Raw genomic sequence first — 14,663 nt, 5'->3', positions numbered from 1 at the left:
GACGGCGTGCGTAACCGGCGGGGTGGAGGCGGCACAGATGGCGGCGAGCAGCGGGGTTCTGGAGTTCGAGGAGTACGTACGGACCCGGCAGGACGCCCTGCTGCGCAGCGCCCGCCGGCTGGTGCCCGACCCGGTGGACGCGCAGGACCTGGTACAGACCGCCCTGGTGCGCACCTACCCGCGCTGGGACGGCATCGCCGACAAGCGGCTCGCGGACGCCTACATGCGCCGCGTGATGATCAACACCCGGACCGAGTGGTGGCGCAGCCGGCGGCTGGAGGAGGTGCCGACCGGCGACCTGCCGGAGCGGAGCGTCGACGACGGCGCCGAGCAGCACGCCGACCGGGAGATGCTGCGCGACGTGCTGCGGGTGCTGGCACCGCAGCAGCGTCAGGTGGTGCTCCTGCGGCACTACGGCCAGCTCAGCACCGAGGAGACGGCCCGGGCGCTCGGAATGTCGGCGGGTACCGTGAAGAGCACCCTGCACCGGGCACTGGCCCGACTGCGCCACGAGCTGGAGCACGGCGGGTACGGATACAGGCGGAGGGAGAGCCGGTGCGCCGCGTAGCGCTGACCACCGCCGCGGGCGCCCTCGCCTGCGTCGCGGCCGCCGGCTGCGGCACGACGGTGACCGGCGCCCGGCAGGAGGGCCCGGCCCCGACCGCGACGGTGAAGGCCCCGGACACCGGCGCGCCCGCGCTCGCCGCGGACCCCGCGGCACTGGCGGGGATGGTGCGCCGCGACACCAGCGTGAGCGCCGACGTGCGGGAGGACCTGGAGCCGTGCACCTCCGGCGGCTCCGGCGACGGCTCCGACACCACCGGCGCGACCTACCCGCTGGACACCGACTCGGGCGACCTCACCTCGGGGGACGGCCCCGACCTGGTGGTGAACGTCACCACCTGCGGCGACGGCCTCGGCATCGCCGCCTACGTGTACCGGAGGACCGGCACGAAGTACCGCTGCGTCTTCGCCGACGAGCGCTCCCCGGTCTACGGCAGCGTGATCAACGGCCGGCTCCAGGTGGTCCACGAGGTCTATCGGACCGACGACGCGGTGGCGTACCCGACCGGCGAGGAGACGGTCGCCTACGCCTGGCGCGGCACCCACTTCCTCGAGGTCTCCCGCTCCTACTTCGACTTCGGCGCCACGACGCCCACCCCGAGCCCCGAGCCGACCTCCACCGATCCCGCGCCGCTGCCGCACTCCGAACTGCTCGACCCGGAGCTGCCGTCGGCCGCCGCCCCGGCCCCCGCGGCCTCCCCCTCGTCCTCCGCGCCCGGGGCCTCCCCGTCCTCCTCCGCGCCCTCGGCCGCCCCGGCCTCCGGGGCCGGCGCCGCCACCACGCCGGCCGGCGGCACGGGTGGGGGACGATAGGGACATGGCCGCCACCCACGTGCTGTTCGTCGAGGACGACGACGTCATCCGCGAGGCGACCACGCTCGCCCTGGAACGGGACGGCTTCCAGGTCACCGCGGCGCCCGACGGCGTCACCGGGCTGGAGGCGTTCCGCGAGGAGCGCCCGGACCTGGCGCTGCTCGACGTGATGGTGCCGGGCATCGACGGGGTGAGCCTGTGCCGCCGTATCCGCGACGAGTCCACGGTCCCGGTGATCATGGTCTCGGCGCGGGCCGACGCGATCGACGTGGTGCTCGGCCTGGAGGCCGGCGCCGACGACTACGTCACCAAGCCGTTCGACGGCTCGGTGCTGGTCGCCCGCATCCGCGCGGTGCTGCGCCGCTTCCGCGCCGCCTCCCCGGGCGAGGGGCCCGACGAGGGCGCCGTACTGTCCTTCGGCGACATCGCGATCGACCCCGAGGGCATGGAGGTCACCCGGGCCGGGCAGCGGCTGGCGCTGACCCCGACGGAGATGCGGCTGCTGCTGGAGTTCGCCCGTACCCCCGGCACCGTGCTGTCCCGCGACCACCTGCTGGCACGGGTGTGGGACTACGCGTGGGGCGGCGACACCCGGGTGGTGGACGTGCATGTGCAGAGGCTGCGCGCGAAGATCGGCCAGGACCGGCTGGAGACCGTCCGCGGCTTCGGCTACAAGCTGAGGGCCTGAGGTGGCCGCCTCCGAGCCGCTCCGCGACCGTGTCGAGCCCCTGGCGGGCGCGTACCCGGCCGGAGGCGGGCCCGGAGATGTGCCCGGGGGCGTGCTCGGGGAGGTGCCGGCCGGCAGGGCCGGCGACGGGTCCGGTGACGGGGCCCGAGGGACGGCGGCCGGCGGGACGGCTCGCTTCCGCCCGCCGGCCCGCTCCCGCCCGCCGGTCCGCCTCGGGCGGTCCTGCGCCCGCCTGGCCCGTCGGGTGCGCCGCACACTGCGCCGCCACCCGCTGCCGCGCCGCCTCCTCCTGCGCCGCGGCCTGCGCTGGAAGATCAGCGCGGCCATCGCCGCGGTCTCCGCCCTGGTCGTCCTCACCCTCAGCCTCGTGGTGCACAACGCGGCCCGGGTCAGCATGATCAACTCCACCCGCGACGTCCAGGACGAGCGCGTCCAGTCCGCGCTGCGGATCTACGAGGCCACCGGCCGGCTGGTCTTCTACGCCCGGCTGGACGACCCCGGCCTGCCCCCGGCCCTCAAGCGGTACGCCGCCAAGGGCCAGCGGGCCACCTACGTCGCCGCCGACCACCACGACGCCCCCACGGTGTGGGCCGAGACCCCGGCCGGCGGCGGTCACGTGCTGTCGCTCAAGAGCGCCTTCAGCGACCGCTACTCGGTGCTGGTCGACCTCGACCAGGCGCTCATCGCCGGCTCGATCGCGGTGGTGGTCGGCGGCACCGCGATCGGGGTGCTGATCGGCGGCCGGATGTCGCGCCGGCTGCGCAAGGCCGCGATCGCGGCCCGCAAGGTCGCCGACGGCGACACCGAGGTGCGGGTGCGCGAGGCGATCGGAGGCCGCCGGGTCCGCGACGAGACCGACGAGCTGGCCCGCGCGGTCGACGGCATGGCCGACGCGCTCCAGCTACGGCTGGAGGCCGAGCGACGGGTCACCGCCGACATCGCGCACGAGCTGCGCACCCCCGTCACCGGCCTGGTCACCGCCGCGGAGCTGCTGCCGCCCGGCCGCCCCGCCGAGCTGGTGCGGGACCGGGTGCACGCGCTGCGCACCCTCGTGGAGGACGTCCTGGAGGTGGCCCGGCTGGACGGCGCCGCCGAGCACCCCGAGCTCCAGGACATCGCACTCGGCGACTTCGTCCGCCGCCGGGTGGCCGCGCTCGCGCCCGGCGCCGAGGTGGTCGTCGCCGAGGACGCCGTGGTGCGGACCGACCCGCGCCGTCTGGAGCGGGTGCTCGGCAACCTGCTGGCCAACGCGCTGCGGCACGGCGCGCCGACGATCGAGGTCCGGGTCGACGGCGCCGCGGTCCGCGTCCGCGACCACGGGCCCGGCTTCCCCGCCGACCTGCTGCGCGAGGGGCCCAGCCGGTTCCGTACCGGCCGCAGCGACCGGGCCGGCGGCGGCCACGGGCTGGGCCTGACGATCGCGGTCGGCCAGACCCGCGTCCTGGGCGCCCGCCTCACCTTCCGCAACGCCGCGGCGTCCGACGGCGGCGGCGCCGTCGCGCAGTTGCTGCTCCCGCGCGGCGAGGCCCCCCGGCCCGGCCGCTGAGGGACCACCGCGCGACGCACCGCCGGGCCCGTACCCCCCCGCGCGACGCGCCGCCGGGGCCCGGCGCCCCCGCCGTCAGATCACCTCGACCGGAGCCGGGACGTCGCCGTCCGCCGCTTCCCCGGCCTTGGGGGCGGCGCCCCGCAGCGGGGTCTCGACGACGAACAGCGCGGCGACGAAGGCGACCACGCTGACCACCGCACCCCACAGGAAGACCTGGTGGGTGCCGGAGGACACCGCGTGGAAGTACCCGTCCTTCACACCGGCCGACAGCCGGGCCACCGCCTTGGGGTCGAGCTGGGCGCCGCCGCCGAGCGCGGCCGAGCCCTTGCCGCCCAGGCGCGCGGTCATGACGTCCTGGACCCGGTGGGAGAACAGCGCGCCGAAGAGCGAGACGCCGAAGGAGCCGCCGATGGTGCGGAAGAGCGTCGCGGAGGAGGAGCCGACGCCCATGTCCCGCATCTCGACGCTGTTCTGCGCCACCAGCATGGTGATCTGCATGACGCAGCCCATGCCGGCGCCCAGCACGGCCATGAACAGGCCCGAGGTGGTGCGGGAGGTGTCGACGCCCATGGTGGACAGCAGGTAGAGCCCGACGGTGATCAGCACGCCGCCGACGATCGGGAAGACCTTGTACCGGCCGGTGCTGGTGGTCAGCCGGCCGGCGACCATCGACACGGCCATCATCGCCAGCAGCATCGGCAGCAGGAGCAGGCCGGAGTTGGTGGCGGAGGCGCCCTGCACGGTCTGCTGGTAGAGCGGCAGGAAGGTCATCGCGCCGAACATCGTGAAGCCGACGAGGAAGCCGACCACCGAGATCAGCGAGAAGTTGCGGTTGCGGAAGATGCGCAGCGGCAGCACCGGCTCGGCGGCGCGGGTCTCGGTGAACAGGAAGCCGGCCAGCGCGACCACGCCGAGCACCAGCAGGCCGAGGATCTGCGCGGAGCCCCAGGCGTACTGCGTGCCGCCCCAGGTGGTCAGCAGCACCAGCGAGGTGATCGCGACGGTGAGCAGCGCGGCGCCGAGGTAGTCGATCCTGGCCGCGCCGCCGGGCTTGCGGCGGGGCAGGTGCAGCACCGCCGTGATCACGGCGAGGGCGACCGCGCCGATCGGCAGGTTGATGTAGAAACTCCAGCGCCAGCCCCAGTTGTCGGTGATGGTGCCGCCGACCAGCGGGCCGCCGATCATCGCCACGGCCATCACGCCGGCGATCATGCCCTGGTACTTGCCGCGCTCGCGGGGCGGGACGAGGTCGCCCATGATCGCCATCACGCCCACCATCAGGCCGCCGGCGCCCAGGCCCTGGACCGCGCGGAACGCGATGAGCTGGTCCATCGACTGGGACATGCCCGACAGCGCCGAGCCGACCAGGAACAGCACGATCGAGGTGAGGAAGACGCCCTTGCGGCCGTACATGTCGCCGAGCTTGCCCCAGATCGGGGTGGAGGCGGCGGTGGCCAGCGTGTAGGCGGTGACCACCCACGACAGGTGGTCCAGGCCGCCCAGCTCGCCGACGATCGTGGGCATCGCGGTGCCCACGATCATGTTGTCGAGCATCGCGAGCAGCATGGCGATGAGCAGGCCCCCCATCACCACCCGCACGCTGCGCTGGCGCGGTTCCGCGTCGGCGGGCGGTTGGTGGGTGCGCGGCGCTTGCGTCTGGGTCATGGCCGGCGTTCCTTCCTCCGGGAGGAGGGCGGAGTCGTTCAGTGAACTTACTTGCCGCCCGGCTAGCTCTGGTCAGGGAGCAACGTACGGTGCCAACTAGCCGGGCGTCAAGTAAGTGCGTAAGGTCGTGGCAGGGCCTACCGTGAAGGGGCCCGTCACGCCGTGGCCGGCCGAGGTCACGCGTAGTGCAGCAGGAGAGCGACCGCCATGGCCACACCGCACCAGACCCGGCGCAGCGACACGCGCCACCGCATCCAGGACGTCGCCCTGAAGCTCTTCGCCGAGCAGGGGTACGAGAAGACGTCGCTGCGGGAGATCGCCGAGCGGCTGCACGTCACCAAGGCCGCGCTGTACTACCACTTCAAGACCAAGGAAGACATCCTGATCAGCATCTCGGCGGACCTCATGGCGCCGATCGACGAGCTGATCACCTGGGCACAGGGGCAGCCGCGCACGCTGGAGACCAAGCAGGAGGTGCTGCGCCGCTACTGCGACGCCCTGTGGGGCGCCGCCGACCTCTTCCGGTTCCTCCAGGAGAACCAGGCCACGGTCCGCGACCTCGCGATCGGCGAGTCCTTCAAGACCCGGATAAAGGCGCTCAGCGAACTGCTCACGGAGCCGGACGCGCCCCTGACGGCGCAGATCCGCTCGATGACCGCGCTGTTCTCGATGCACGCCGGGATGCACGTCATGCAGAGCGTCGAGGGCGACGCCGAGGAGAAGCGGGGAGCCATCCTCGCGGTCGCCCTCGACCTGGTCGCCCAGGCGGAATCCGACCTGACCAGGGCCTGACGGAGGCCCGACGGGACTGGACAGAGCCGGACAGAGCCGGACGGGGCCCGACGGGACCGGACGAGAACCGACGCGACCGGACCGCACGGCGAGGACCCGGGCACCGACCGGTGCCCGGGTCCTCATTTCGTGGGTCGTGCCCGCCTTACGGGTTGACGCCGTGCGCGCGCAGGAAGTGCAGCGGCTCGACCGAGGAGCCGTAGTACGGCGTGGTCCGGACCTCGAAGTGCAGGTGCGGGCCGGTCGAGTTGCCGGTGGAGCCGGACAGGCCGATCTTCTCCGCGGTGTTCACGTGCTCGCCGACGTGCACGCCGATCTTCGACAGGTGGCCGTACTGCGTGTACAGGTGCGAGCCGTGCTTGATCACGATGTTGTTGCCGTAGGCGCCGCCCCAGCCGGCGGTCACCACGGTGCCGCTGTGCGCGGCGCGCACGGTGGTGCCGCTGTTGACCACGAAGTCCTGACCGGAGTGGGTGTGGATCCAGTGCGGGCCCGCCTGCGCGTAGCCCGCGCCCAGCGTGTAGCCGGTGACCGGCGTGACCCAGGACGCCTGGAGCTTCTTGGCCTTGGCGGCCGCCTTGGCCTTCGCCGCGGCCTTGGCCTTCGCGGACGCCTTGGCCTTGGCCGCGGTCTGGGCCGCCGTCTGGGCCGCGGTCGTCTTGTGGGCGACGGTCTCGGCGTGCACGGCGTTCGAGACGCCGGCGGCCGTGCCTGCCGTCATGAAGCCCGCGGTGTCCTGGGTCGAGGGGTGCGACGTGGCGGCGAACGCCGCCGTAGAGCCCAGCGCGAGCGACACCAACAGGCCGCCGCCCACTACGGCGACCCGGCCGCGGGTGACGGTGCTGCGGGTGCGGTTCTGCGTCGTGGAGTTCTTGCGCATGAAGGAATGACCTCACTGGATGGGGGAGCGACGAATCCGGCAGCGGTCCGTCGCGAATCCTTGGTAACCCGGCATTCCGGACGCAGGCAAGGACCCCCCTTACTACGCACATTCGTAGCCGAAAAGATGCTTTGTGTCCGAATTGCCCGATAGGTCTTCCCTGTGGGTCGCGCCCCGCTCCACCCGCACTATTTCCCTTAGTAAGTGGTCCGCGTCACGTGGGACACCTCACCGGCACTACCGTGGGAACGCCTTTCCGCGGAGTCCAGAGGGGGGACCATGACCGCACCGCACGAATCCGCGCCGAACGCCTCCACGCAGCACGGGCCGGCGCCGCACGAGTCCGCGTCGGCGCTGACCGGCATGGAGCTGGCCGACGCCGTCGAGGCGGTGCGCGCCGGGCTGATGGCGGGCGCCGTGCGCGGCGCCGGCGCGGACGTACGCTTCGAGGTCGGCGAGATCCACATGGAGTTCACGGTGCAGTTGCAGCGGACCAGCAGCGGCCGCGGCGGCGTCAAGGCGTGGATCGTCGAGGCGGGGGCCGAGGGCTCCCGCAGCTCCGGCACCACCCACACCGTCTCCCTGACCCTGCACCCGAAGTCGGCGACCGGCGGCCACCTCCTGATCGGCGCCCCGGACGGCGGCGCGTCGAGCCTGCGGTACGAGAGCTGACCGGGTCGTGCCCGCGCACCCGGCGCCGGCACGACCCGGGGCGCGGCCCTGACGGCACCCCCAGGTGCGCCGGAGGGCCCCGGCGGAAAAACGCCCGGCCCCGGCTCCCCTTGCGGGGGCCGGGGCCGGGCGGGCTCGACTCAGGTCGAGCGCGGTGTCACTCCTTGGAGAGGTTCGGCGCGCCGCCGGCCGTCTCCACCGGCGGGGCGTCGGCCACGGTGACCTTCTCCTCGCCGCGGAAGGTGAACTTCGCCGCCTCGCCTTCGCCCTCGACATCGACGACCACGATGTGGCCGGGACGCAGCTCGCCGAAGAGGATCTTCTCCGAGAGCGTGTCCTCGATCTCGCGCTGGATGGTCCGGCGCAGCGGCCGGGCGCCGAGCACCGGGTCGTACCCGTGCTTGGAGAGCAGCTCCTTGGCCTCCAGGCTCAGCTCGATGCCCATGTCGCGGTCGCGCAGCCGCTCGTCCACCGCTCCGATCATCAGGTCGACGATCTGGAGGATGTCCTCCTGGCTGAGCTGCGGGAAGACGATCACGTCGTCCACACGGTTGAGGAACTCGGGGCGGAAGTGCTGCTTGAGCTCGTCGCTGACCTTGTTCTTCATCCGCTCGTACCCGGACTTGGTGTCGCCCTGGGCGGCGAAGCCCAGGTTGAAGCCCTTGGAGATGTCCCGGGTGCCGAGGTTGGTGGTCATGATGATGACGGTGTTCTTGAAGTCCACCACCCGGCCCTGGGAGTCGGTCAGCCGACCGTCCTCCAGGATCTGCAGCAGGCTGTTGAAGATGTCCGGGTGGGCCTTCTCGACCTCGTCGAAGAGCACGACCGAGAACGGCTTGCGGCGCACCTTCTCGGTGAGCTGGCCGCCCTCCTCGTACCCGACGTATCCGGGCGGGGAGCCGAAGAGCCGCGAGACGGTGTGCTTCTCGCTGAACTCGGACATGTCGAGCGAGATCAGCGCGTCCTCGTCGCCGAAGAGGAACTCGGCGAGCGCCTTGGACAGCTCGGTCTTACCGACGCCGGACGGGCCGGCGAAGATGAACGAGCCGCCGGGACGCTTGGGGTCCTTCAGGCCGGCGCGGGTGCGGCGGATCGCCTTGGAGAGCGCCTTGACCGCGTCCACCTGCCCGATGATGCGGCGGTGGAGCTCGTCCTCCATGTGCAGCAGCCGGGTGGACTCCTCCTCGGTCAGCTTGAAGACCGGGATGCCGGTGGCGGTGGCCAGGACCTCGGCGATCAGCTCGCCGTCGACCTCCGCGACGACGTCCATGTCGCCGGCCTTCCACTCCTTCTCCCGCTTGGACTTCGCGGCGAGGAGCTGCTTCTCGTTGTCCCGCAGGGAGGCGGCCTTCTCGAAGTCCTGCGAGTCGATCGCGGACTCCTTCTCCCGGCGCACCTCGGCGATCTTCTCGTCGAACTCGCGCAGGTCCGGCGGCGCGGTCATCCGGCGGATGCGCATCCGCGAGCCCGCCTCGTCGATCAGGTCGATCGCCTTGTCCGGCAGGAACCGGTCGGAGATGTAGCGGTCGGCGAGCGTGGCGGCCTGCACCAGGGCCTCGTCGGTGATGGAGACGCGGTGGTGGGCTTCGTACCGGTCCCGCAGGCCCTTGAGGATCTCGATGGTGTGCGGCAGCGACGGCTCCGCGACCTGGATCGGCTGGAAGCGGCGCTCCAGGGCCGCGTCCTTCTCCAGGTACTTGCGGTACTCGTCGAGCGTGGTGGCACCGATGGTCTGCAGCTCGCCGCGGGCCAGCATCGGCTTCAGGATCGAGGCCGCGTCGATCGCGCCCTCGGCCGCGCCGGCGCCCACCAGGGTGTGCAGCTCGTCGATGAACAGGATGATGTCGCCGCGGGTGCGGATCTCCTTGAGCACCTTCTTCAGGCGCTCCTCGAAGTCACCGCGGTACCGCGAGCCGGCCACCAGGGCGCCGAGGTCGAGCGTGTAGAGCTGCTTGTCCTTCAGCGTCTCGGGCACCTCGCCCTTGACGATCGCCTGGGCCAGGCCCTCCACGACGGCGGTCTTGCCGACACCGGGCTCGCCGATGAGCACCGGGTTGTTCTTGGTGCGGCGGGACAGCACCTGCATGACCCGCTCGATCTCCTTCTCGCGCCCGATCACCGGGTCGAGCTTGGTCTCACGAGCGGCCTGGGTGAGGTTGCGGCCGAACTGGTCCAGCACGAGCGAGGTCGAGGGGGTGCCCTCGGCCGGCCCGCCGGCCGTGGCCGACTCCTTCCCGCCGGAGTAGCCGGACAGAAGCTGGATGACCTGCTGCCTGACCCGGTTGAGATCGGCGCCCAGCTTCACCAGGACCTGGGCGGCGACGCCCTCGCCCTCGCGGATCAGGCCGAGCAGGATGTGCTCGGTGCCGATGTAGTTGTGGCCGAGCTGAAGGGCCTCGCGGAGCGACAGCTCCAGCACCTTCTTGGCACGGGGAGTGAAGGGGATGTGGCCGGACGGGGCCTGCTGCCCCTGCCCGATGATCTCCTCCACCTGCTGGCGGACCGCCTCAAGAGAAATCCCGAGGCTCTCCAGGGCCTTAGCGGCGACACCCTCACCCTCGTGGATCAGGCCCAGGAGGATGTGCTCGGTGCCGATGTAGTTGTGGTTGAGCATCCGGGCTTCTTCCTGAGCCAGGACGACAACCCGCCGCGCGCGGTCGGTGAACCTCTCGAACATCGTTAATCGCTCCTCAGAGCGGTCGGGCAGTGAGGGGTCGGTCCCCTCCCTGTCCTTCCGCATGCTAGTCCCGCACAGCGGCGCCGCTCACGAATCACCCCCGCTCTCACGGGGAAAGCCGCGCAACCGGCTGACGTCACTCCCACAACCTCGATGGTGCGAGACGATGTTCCCGCAGGCCAGGCGAATGCCCTTCCAATCAGTACGCCCGTGGCGAACGCCCGCCCCGCCTGCTCGAACACCAGCCCTTCCCACTAGGTACTTCTTACCCTCGGTCGCCGACAATCCACACCGCGCGGACACTCCGCTCTGCGCTACGGGCGAACACCGCGTGCCCATTTCCGGCCACGCCGAACGCCCTCCGGCCCGCCGCGACCGCCGCCATCACCAGGTGTGTTCGAGTCCCGACGATACGTAACCGGCGGCGCGGGGCGGCAGTTGACCACGTCATGGGCTGGTACGAACACGAACTGGAGTGGCCGACGGCCGGGGGCCCGCCCCCGGCGCTGGTCACGGGGATGCGGTTCGACGCGCTCGACGCGCCGGCGGAGGCGGGCTTCGCGATGCTGAGCCGGTTCTCCCGTCCGGACCTGCTCGGCCCGGTGGCGCTGGACGGCCACCGGGTGCGGCTGCTGGTCGCCGCGGGGACGGCCGAGGAACTGCCCGGACTGCTGGAGTGGCTTCAGTGGGGGGGCATCGAGCTGGACCTGAGGGCCCTGGGCGCCGGGCAGACCCTGCGGGCCCCCGCGCACCCGGAGTGGGACCGCAGGGAGGCCGCGTACGACCGGTCGGCGCCGGTGTGGCTGCGGCCTCCTCGGCCCGGGTTCGACGTGGAGTCGACCGTGCCCGCGCTGCGCGTCGCCCGGGAGGCCGACGAAACGGGGGTTCCCGTCGGGCTCACCGTGCTGGTGGCCGCCCTGGCCACCGCCTGCCACCGCGTCGCGCTGCGGGCGCGCTGCCCGGATCAGCCGTGGGCCTTCTCGTACGCCTCACGGATGGTGGCGGGCACGCGACCGCGGTCGTTGACGTCGTAGCCCTTCTCCTTGGCCCACGCGCGGATCTTCGCGGTGTCCTGGCTGGAGCTGCTGCCACCGCGCACGGCCTTGGTGCGGCCGCGCCCGGCACGGCCCCCGGTACGGCGGCCACTGTCCGTGTACGGGTTGAGCAGCCCGCGCAGCTTGTCGGCATTCTCCGTGGTGAGGTCGATCTCGTACGTCACACCGTCGAGCGCGAACGTCACCGTCTCGTCGGCCTCGCCACCGTCGAGGTCGTCCACAAGAAGGACCTGAACCTTCTGTGCCACCGGCTTCCCTTTCATCGAAAACGGATTAACGGTAAAAGCAAAGCGCCTTTCACCGAAAAACACAAACCCCTTGCGCGAAGTGGCTCCCCCGTGCGCCAGCGCGATCCGGACATACCGGTCTCAGAGTTGCAGCAGCATCCGGCTGTTACCCAAGGTGTTGGGTTTCACTCGCTCCAGGTCGAGGAACTCGGCGACGCCCTCGTCATTGGAACGGAGCAGCTCGCCGAAGACATCGCCGTCCACCGGCGTCTCGCCGATCTCCACGAAGCCGTGCCGTGCGAAGAAGTCGACTTCGAAGGTGAGGCAGAAAATACGCCTGACGCCGAGCCAGCGTGCAGTGTGCAGCAACTTGGCCAGCAACTGGTGCCCGACACCGGCCCCCCGCAGCGAGCGGTGCACGGCGAGCGTCCTGACCTCGGCCAGGTCCTCCCACATCACGTGCAGCGCGCCGCAGGCGACGACGTCGGCGTCCTCGTCGCGTTCGGCGACCCAGAACTCCTGGATGTCCTCATAAAGGGTCACCGTGGCCTTGTCGAGCAGGATGCCGTCCTGGGCATAGGAGTCCAGCAGCCGCCGCAGAGCGGGGACATCGCCGGTTCGGGCCCGGCGGATCGTCACGTCATTCGACATCAGGGGCATGGGGCGGACGCTATCGTCCTTCGGGTTCCTCCGGTCCGCCAGGGTCCACGGACTGGATGATGCGCAATGCGTCCCGCACGGCCTCGCGCTGTTCCGGGGTCATCATGCCGAAGAAGTGGACGAGGGCCTCGGCCGGGTTGTCGCTCGCCGCCCAGGCTTCGTTCATCAGTGCGGCCGAGTACGCCGCACGCGTCGATACCGCCTCATAGCGATATGCGCGGCCTTCCGCCTCGCGGCGCAGCCACCCCTTCTGCCGGAGGTTGTCCATTACGGTCATCACCGTTGTGTAGGCGATGGAACGATCCCGTGAGAGGTCTTCGAGTACCTCACGAACCGTGACCGCGCGGTTCCACTCCCACACCCGGGTCATCACGGCGTCTTCGAGTTCTCCGAGTGGTCGGGGCACACCGGAAATACTACGGGCGGAACGCGACGAATGTCGTAATTACCGCTCTTCGCGGCCCCGGGGCGGCCGGGAGGCGGCGGAGCGGGGGCCGACGCGCCGCTGCCCGGCGCGCCCCGGCCGGTCAGCGCTCTTCGGGGGTGGCGGTCCGGGAGGCGTCGGCGGCGGCGAGCGCGGCGTCCACGGCCGCGTCCTCCTTGGCCTTGTTGGCACCGCCCTGGTTCCTGACGATGGTGACGATCAGGGCGGTGAAGAGCACCGCCATCACCAGCGGCGGCACGATGGCCGAGATGTAGTCCATACCGCCCAGCGTAGCCACCCCCTCCTCCGCTAGGCGGAGCGGGCCTCGTCCGGTTTGCGGTCCCTGCGGCGGGGCGGCCAGATCTCGGCCGGGGTGGGGGTGCGGCGGCCCGGGTCGCGGGGTTCGGCGGCGGGCGGCGGGGCGGCCGGCTTCGGCTTGCCGCCCGGCGCCGGGGCGGGGGCGGGGGCCGGAGCGGGGCGGGGCTTGGGGCGGTCGCCCTCGCCTGCGGCGGCCGGGGCCGGCAGGGGCAGGGACAGCAGGCGGCGCGGGGCGGGCATGTGGGCCTCCAGACGCTGGCGTACGTCGTTCTCCGCGAGGGTCTCGCAGCGGTGCAGCAGGGCGGTACGGCGGCGGTGCTCCGGGGTTCCGGTGGACTGGGCGCGCAGCCGGCGCAGGGCGGCGAGGTCGTCGGGACCGGGCAGGTGGCCGCCGTCGAGGGCGGCGGCCAGGCGGTCCAGGTAGCCGCTCGCCGCGCCGGGCAGCGCCAGGCGGTAGCGGTGCAGCTCGGCCAGGTGGAAGGCGCGCATCCGGCCCGCCTCCCGTACCGCGTCGTCCAGGCCCTCGGCGAGGCGCAGGCAGTCCTGGACGTGCTCCGCGGAGCGCGGCGCGACCACCACGGCGGGCGGTCCCGCCGTCGCGCGCGGGCCCAGCACCTCCGCGAGCGCGCGCCGCAGCACGCGCACCTCGTCCGCGCTGAACGCCATTCCCCCTCGGTTTCCATGTGGCGTGGGCATGCATGGACATTAATCGTTAAGCGGACAAACCTCACGTATCGCCGCGCGGCTCGCCGGGAAGCCCACCCGGCCCGGCACCGCCCGCGCCCTGGAGAACGCGCCCCGACGCCGCGCCCGGAGACCGCGCCGCCCCCCGCGCCGCTTCGGGCGGCACGGGGGGCGGCGGGGTGTCGGGGCCGGGCGGCTCAGGCGGTCGGCGGGGCGTTGCGGGCGTAGACCAGGCGCAGCCCGATGAGGGTGAGCCACGGCTCGTGCGCGTCGATGAGGGACGCCTCGCCCAGCACCAGCGGGGCCAGGCCGCCGGTGGCGATCACCGTGACGTCGTCGGGGTCGTCGGCCAGCTCGCGCGCCATCCGCTCGGCGATGCCGTCGGCCTGCCCGGCGAAGCCGTAGAGGATGCCCGACTGCATCGCCTCGATGGTGTTCTTGCCGATGACGCTGCGCGGCCGGGCCAGCTCGATCTTGCGGAGCTGGGCGCCGCGCATGCCGAGCGCGTCGACCGAGATCTCGATGCCGGGGGCGATCGCGCCGCCGACGTACTCCCCGCGCGCGGTGACCGCGTCGAAGGTGGTGGCGGTGCCGAAGTCGACCACGATGCACGGGCCGCCGTAGAGGTGCACCGCGGCGAGCGAGTTGATGATCCGGTCGGAGCCGACCTCCTTGGGGTGGTCGACGAGGATCGGCACGCCGGTCTTGACGCCGGGTTCCACGAGGACCGCCGGCACGTCGCCGTAGTACCGCCGGGTCACCTCGCGCAGCTCGTGCAGCACCGACGGCACCGTGGAGCAGATGGAGATGCCGTCGATGCCGTCACCGAGGTCGCCGAGCAGCGGGTGCATGCCCATCAGGCCCTGGAGCAGGACCGCCAGTTCGTCGGCGGTGCGGCGCGGATCGGTGGAGATCCGCCAGTGCTCGACGATCTCCTCGCCGTCGAAGAGCCCGAGCACGGTGTGGGTGTTGCCGACGTCGATGGTGAGCAGCAT

At 72.1% G+C, this 14,663-nt stretch carries 16 protein-coding genes; 7 read left to right on the top strand and 9 right to left on the bottom strand.

What is annotated here, in order from left to right:
* Positions 1-37: 37 nt before the first annotated feature.
* The 4 genes from RVR_RS21135 to RVR_RS21120 all read left to right on the top strand — a co-directional run bounded on the left by RVR_RS21135 (position 38) and on the right by RVR_RS21120 (position 3,611).
* Positions 38-568 carry a SigE family RNA polymerase sigma factor gene (locus RVR_RS21135; RefSeq protein WP_202235350.1) on the top strand — a complete coding sequence of 177 codons (531 nt, stop codon included), beginning with the start codon at positions 38-40 and terminating at the stop codon, positions 566-568.
* Positions 556-1,377 (top strand): hypothetical protein, encoded by an 822-nt coding sequence (locus RVR_RS21130; protein WP_202235349.1) that lies wholly within the window; start codon positions 556-558, stop codon positions 1,375-1,377. The genes RVR_RS21135 and RVR_RS21130 overlap by 13 nt, the downstream gene beginning before the upstream one ends.
* Before the next feature lie 4 nt (positions 1,378-1,381).
* Positions 1,382-2,065, top strand: coding sequence for a two-component system response regulator CseB (gene cseB / locus RVR_RS21125; RefSeq protein WP_202235348.1), 684 nt, complete (start codon positions 1,382-1,384; stop codon positions 2,063-2,065).
* Positions 2,066-2,309: 244 nt separating this feature from the next.
* Positions 2,310-3,611 (top strand): sensor histidine kinase, encoded by a 1,302-nt coding sequence (locus tag RVR_RS21120; RefSeq protein ID WP_237404880.1) that lies wholly within the window; start codon positions 2,310-2,312, stop codon positions 3,609-3,611.
* A 75-nt stretch (positions 3,612-3,686) separates the two neighbouring features.
* Here RVR_RS21120 and RVR_RS21115 read toward each other — a convergent pair whose 3' ends face one another.
* Positions 3,687-5,279: an MDR family MFS transporter gene (locus RVR_RS21115; RefSeq protein ID WP_202235347.1), complete on the bottom strand. Its 1,593-nt coding sequence runs from the start codon at positions 5,277-5,279 to the stop codon at positions 3,687-3,689.
* 207 nt (positions 5,280-5,486) lie between these two features.
* Here RVR_RS21115 and RVR_RS21110 point away from each other — a divergent pair, with 207 nt between their 5' ends.
* Entirely contained in the window at positions 5,487-6,071 is a 585-nt protein-coding gene (locus tag RVR_RS21110) for a TetR/AcrR family transcriptional regulator (RefSeq protein WP_202235346.1), read from the top strand.
* Positions 6,072-6,216: 145 nt separating this feature from the next.
* Here RVR_RS21110 and RVR_RS21105 read toward each other — a convergent pair whose 3' ends face one another.
* Positions 6,217-6,951 carry a M23 family metallopeptidase gene (locus tag RVR_RS21105; protein ID WP_202235345.1) on the bottom strand — a complete coding sequence of 245 codons (735 nt, stop codon included), beginning with the start codon at positions 6,949-6,951 and terminating at the stop codon, positions 6,217-6,219.
* A 279-nt stretch (positions 6,952-7,230) separates the two neighbouring features.
* Between RVR_RS21105 and RVR_RS21100 the strand changes: the two genes are divergently transcribed.
* Positions 7,231-7,623, top strand: coding sequence for a trypco2 family protein (locus tag RVR_RS21100; RefSeq protein WP_237404879.1), 393 nt, complete (start codon positions 7,231-7,233; stop codon positions 7,621-7,623).
* Positions 7,624-7,780: 157 nt separating this feature from the next.
* Here RVR_RS21100 and RVR_RS21095 read toward each other — a convergent pair whose 3' ends face one another.
* Positions 7,781-10,300 carry an ATP-dependent Clp protease ATP-binding subunit gene (locus RVR_RS21095; RefSeq protein WP_202235344.1) on the bottom strand — a complete coding sequence of 840 codons (2,520 nt, stop codon included), beginning with the start codon at positions 10,298-10,300 and terminating at the stop codon, positions 7,781-7,783.
* A gap of 449 nt (positions 10,301-10,749) precedes the next feature.
* On the opposite strand from RVR_RS21095, the gene RVR_RS21090 reads away from it, so the two are divergent.
* Positions 10,750-11,334: an SCO3374 family protein gene (locus tag RVR_RS21090; RefSeq protein ID WP_202235343.1), complete on the top strand. Its 585-nt coding sequence runs from the start codon at positions 10,750-10,752 to the stop codon at positions 11,332-11,334.
* On the opposite strand, the gene RVR_RS21085 is transcribed toward RVR_RS21090, so the two are convergent.
* From RVR_RS21085 to RVR_RS21060, 6 genes are all read right to left on the bottom strand, one after another.
* Positions 11,265-11,603: a histone-like nucleoid-structuring protein Lsr2 gene (locus RVR_RS21085; protein ID WP_202235342.1), complete on the bottom strand. Its 339-nt coding sequence runs from the start codon at positions 11,601-11,603 to the stop codon at positions 11,265-11,267. The two genes, RVR_RS21090 and RVR_RS21085, sit on opposite strands and share 70 nt — an antisense overlap.
* 120 nt (positions 11,604-11,723) lie before the next feature.
* Positions 11,724-12,242, bottom strand: coding sequence for an amino-acid N-acetyltransferase (locus RVR_RS21080; RefSeq protein ID WP_202235341.1), 519 nt, complete (start codon positions 12,240-12,242; stop codon positions 11,724-11,726).
* A 10-nt stretch (positions 12,243-12,252) separates the two neighbouring features.
* Complete coding sequence (locus RVR_RS21075; protein ID WP_202235340.1) at positions 12,253-12,648, bottom strand: BlaI/MecI/CopY family transcriptional regulator; 396 nt, start codon at positions 12,646-12,648, stop codon at positions 12,253-12,255.
* A gap of 121 nt (positions 12,649-12,769) precedes the next feature.
* Entirely contained in the window at positions 12,770-12,946 is a 177-nt protein-coding gene (locus tag RVR_RS21070; protein ID WP_202235339.1) for a hypothetical protein, read from the bottom strand.
* A 29-nt stretch (positions 12,947-12,975) separates the two neighbouring features.
* The gene (locus RVR_RS21065) at positions 12,976-13,650 is read right to left on the bottom strand and encodes a hypothetical protein (protein ID WP_202235338.1); all 675 of its coding nucleotides are present in this window, start codon (positions 13,648-13,650) and stop codon (positions 12,976-12,978) included.
* Between the two features lie 215 nt (positions 13,651-13,865).
* Positions 13,866-14,663 (bottom strand): type III pantothenate kinase, encoded by a 798-nt coding sequence (locus RVR_RS21060; protein ID WP_202235337.1) that lies wholly within the window; start codon positions 14,661-14,663, stop codon positions 13,866-13,868.

It is taken from the genome of Streptomyces sp. SN-593 (assembly GCF_016756395.1).
Lineage (GTDB): Bacteria > Actinomycetota > Actinomycetes > Streptomycetales > Streptomycetaceae > Actinacidiphila > Actinacidiphila reveromycinica.
The sequence above is the reverse complement of the archived record's forward strand: the minus strand, read 5'-3'. Positions and strand labels throughout refer to the sequence as shown.

Coding starts and splice junctions, on each gene's coding strand:
- RVR_RS21135 (WP_202235350.1), top strand. CDS start 38: ATGGCGGCGAGCAGCGGGGTTCTGGAGTTCGAGGAGTACGTACGGACC.
- cseB (WP_202235348.1), top strand. CDS start 1,382: ATGGCCGCCACCCACGTGCTGTTCGTCGAGGACGACGACGTCATCCGC.
- RVR_RS21115 (WP_202235347.1), bottom strand. CDS start 5,279: ATGACCCAGACGCAAGCGCCGCGCACCCACCAACCGCCCGCCGACGCG.
- RVR_RS21110 (WP_202235346.1), top strand. CDS start 5,487: ATGGCCACACCGCACCAGACCCGGCGCAGCGACACGCGCCACCGCATC.
- RVR_RS21105 (WP_202235345.1), bottom strand. CDS start 6,951: ATGCGCAAGAACTCCACGACGCAGAACCGCACCCGCAGCACCGTCACC.
- RVR_RS21100 (WP_237404879.1), top strand. CDS start 7,231: ATGACCGCACCGCACGAATCCGCGCCGAACGCCTCCACGCAGCACGGG.
- RVR_RS21095 (WP_202235344.1), bottom strand. CDS start 10,300: ATGTTCGAGAGGTTCACCGACCGCGCGCGGCGGGTTGTCGTCCTGGCT.
- RVR_RS21090 (WP_202235343.1), top strand. CDS start 10,750: ATGGGCTGGTACGAACACGAACTGGAGTGGCCGACGGCCGGGGGCCCG.
- RVR_RS21080 (WP_202235341.1), bottom strand. CDS start 12,242: ATGCCCCTGATGTCGAATGACGTGACGATCCGCCGGGCCCGAACCGGC.
- RVR_RS21070 (WP_202235339.1), bottom strand. CDS start 12,946: ATGGACTACATCTCGGCCATCGTGCCGCCGCTGGTGATGGCGGTGCTC.
- RVR_RS21065 (WP_202235338.1), bottom strand. CDS start 13,650: ATGGCGTTCAGCGCGGACGAGGTGCGCGTGCTGCGGCGCGCGCTCGCG.
- RVR_RS21060 (WP_202235337.1), bottom strand. CDS start 14,663: ATGCTGCTCACCATCGACGTCGGCAACACCCACACCGTGCTCGGGCTC.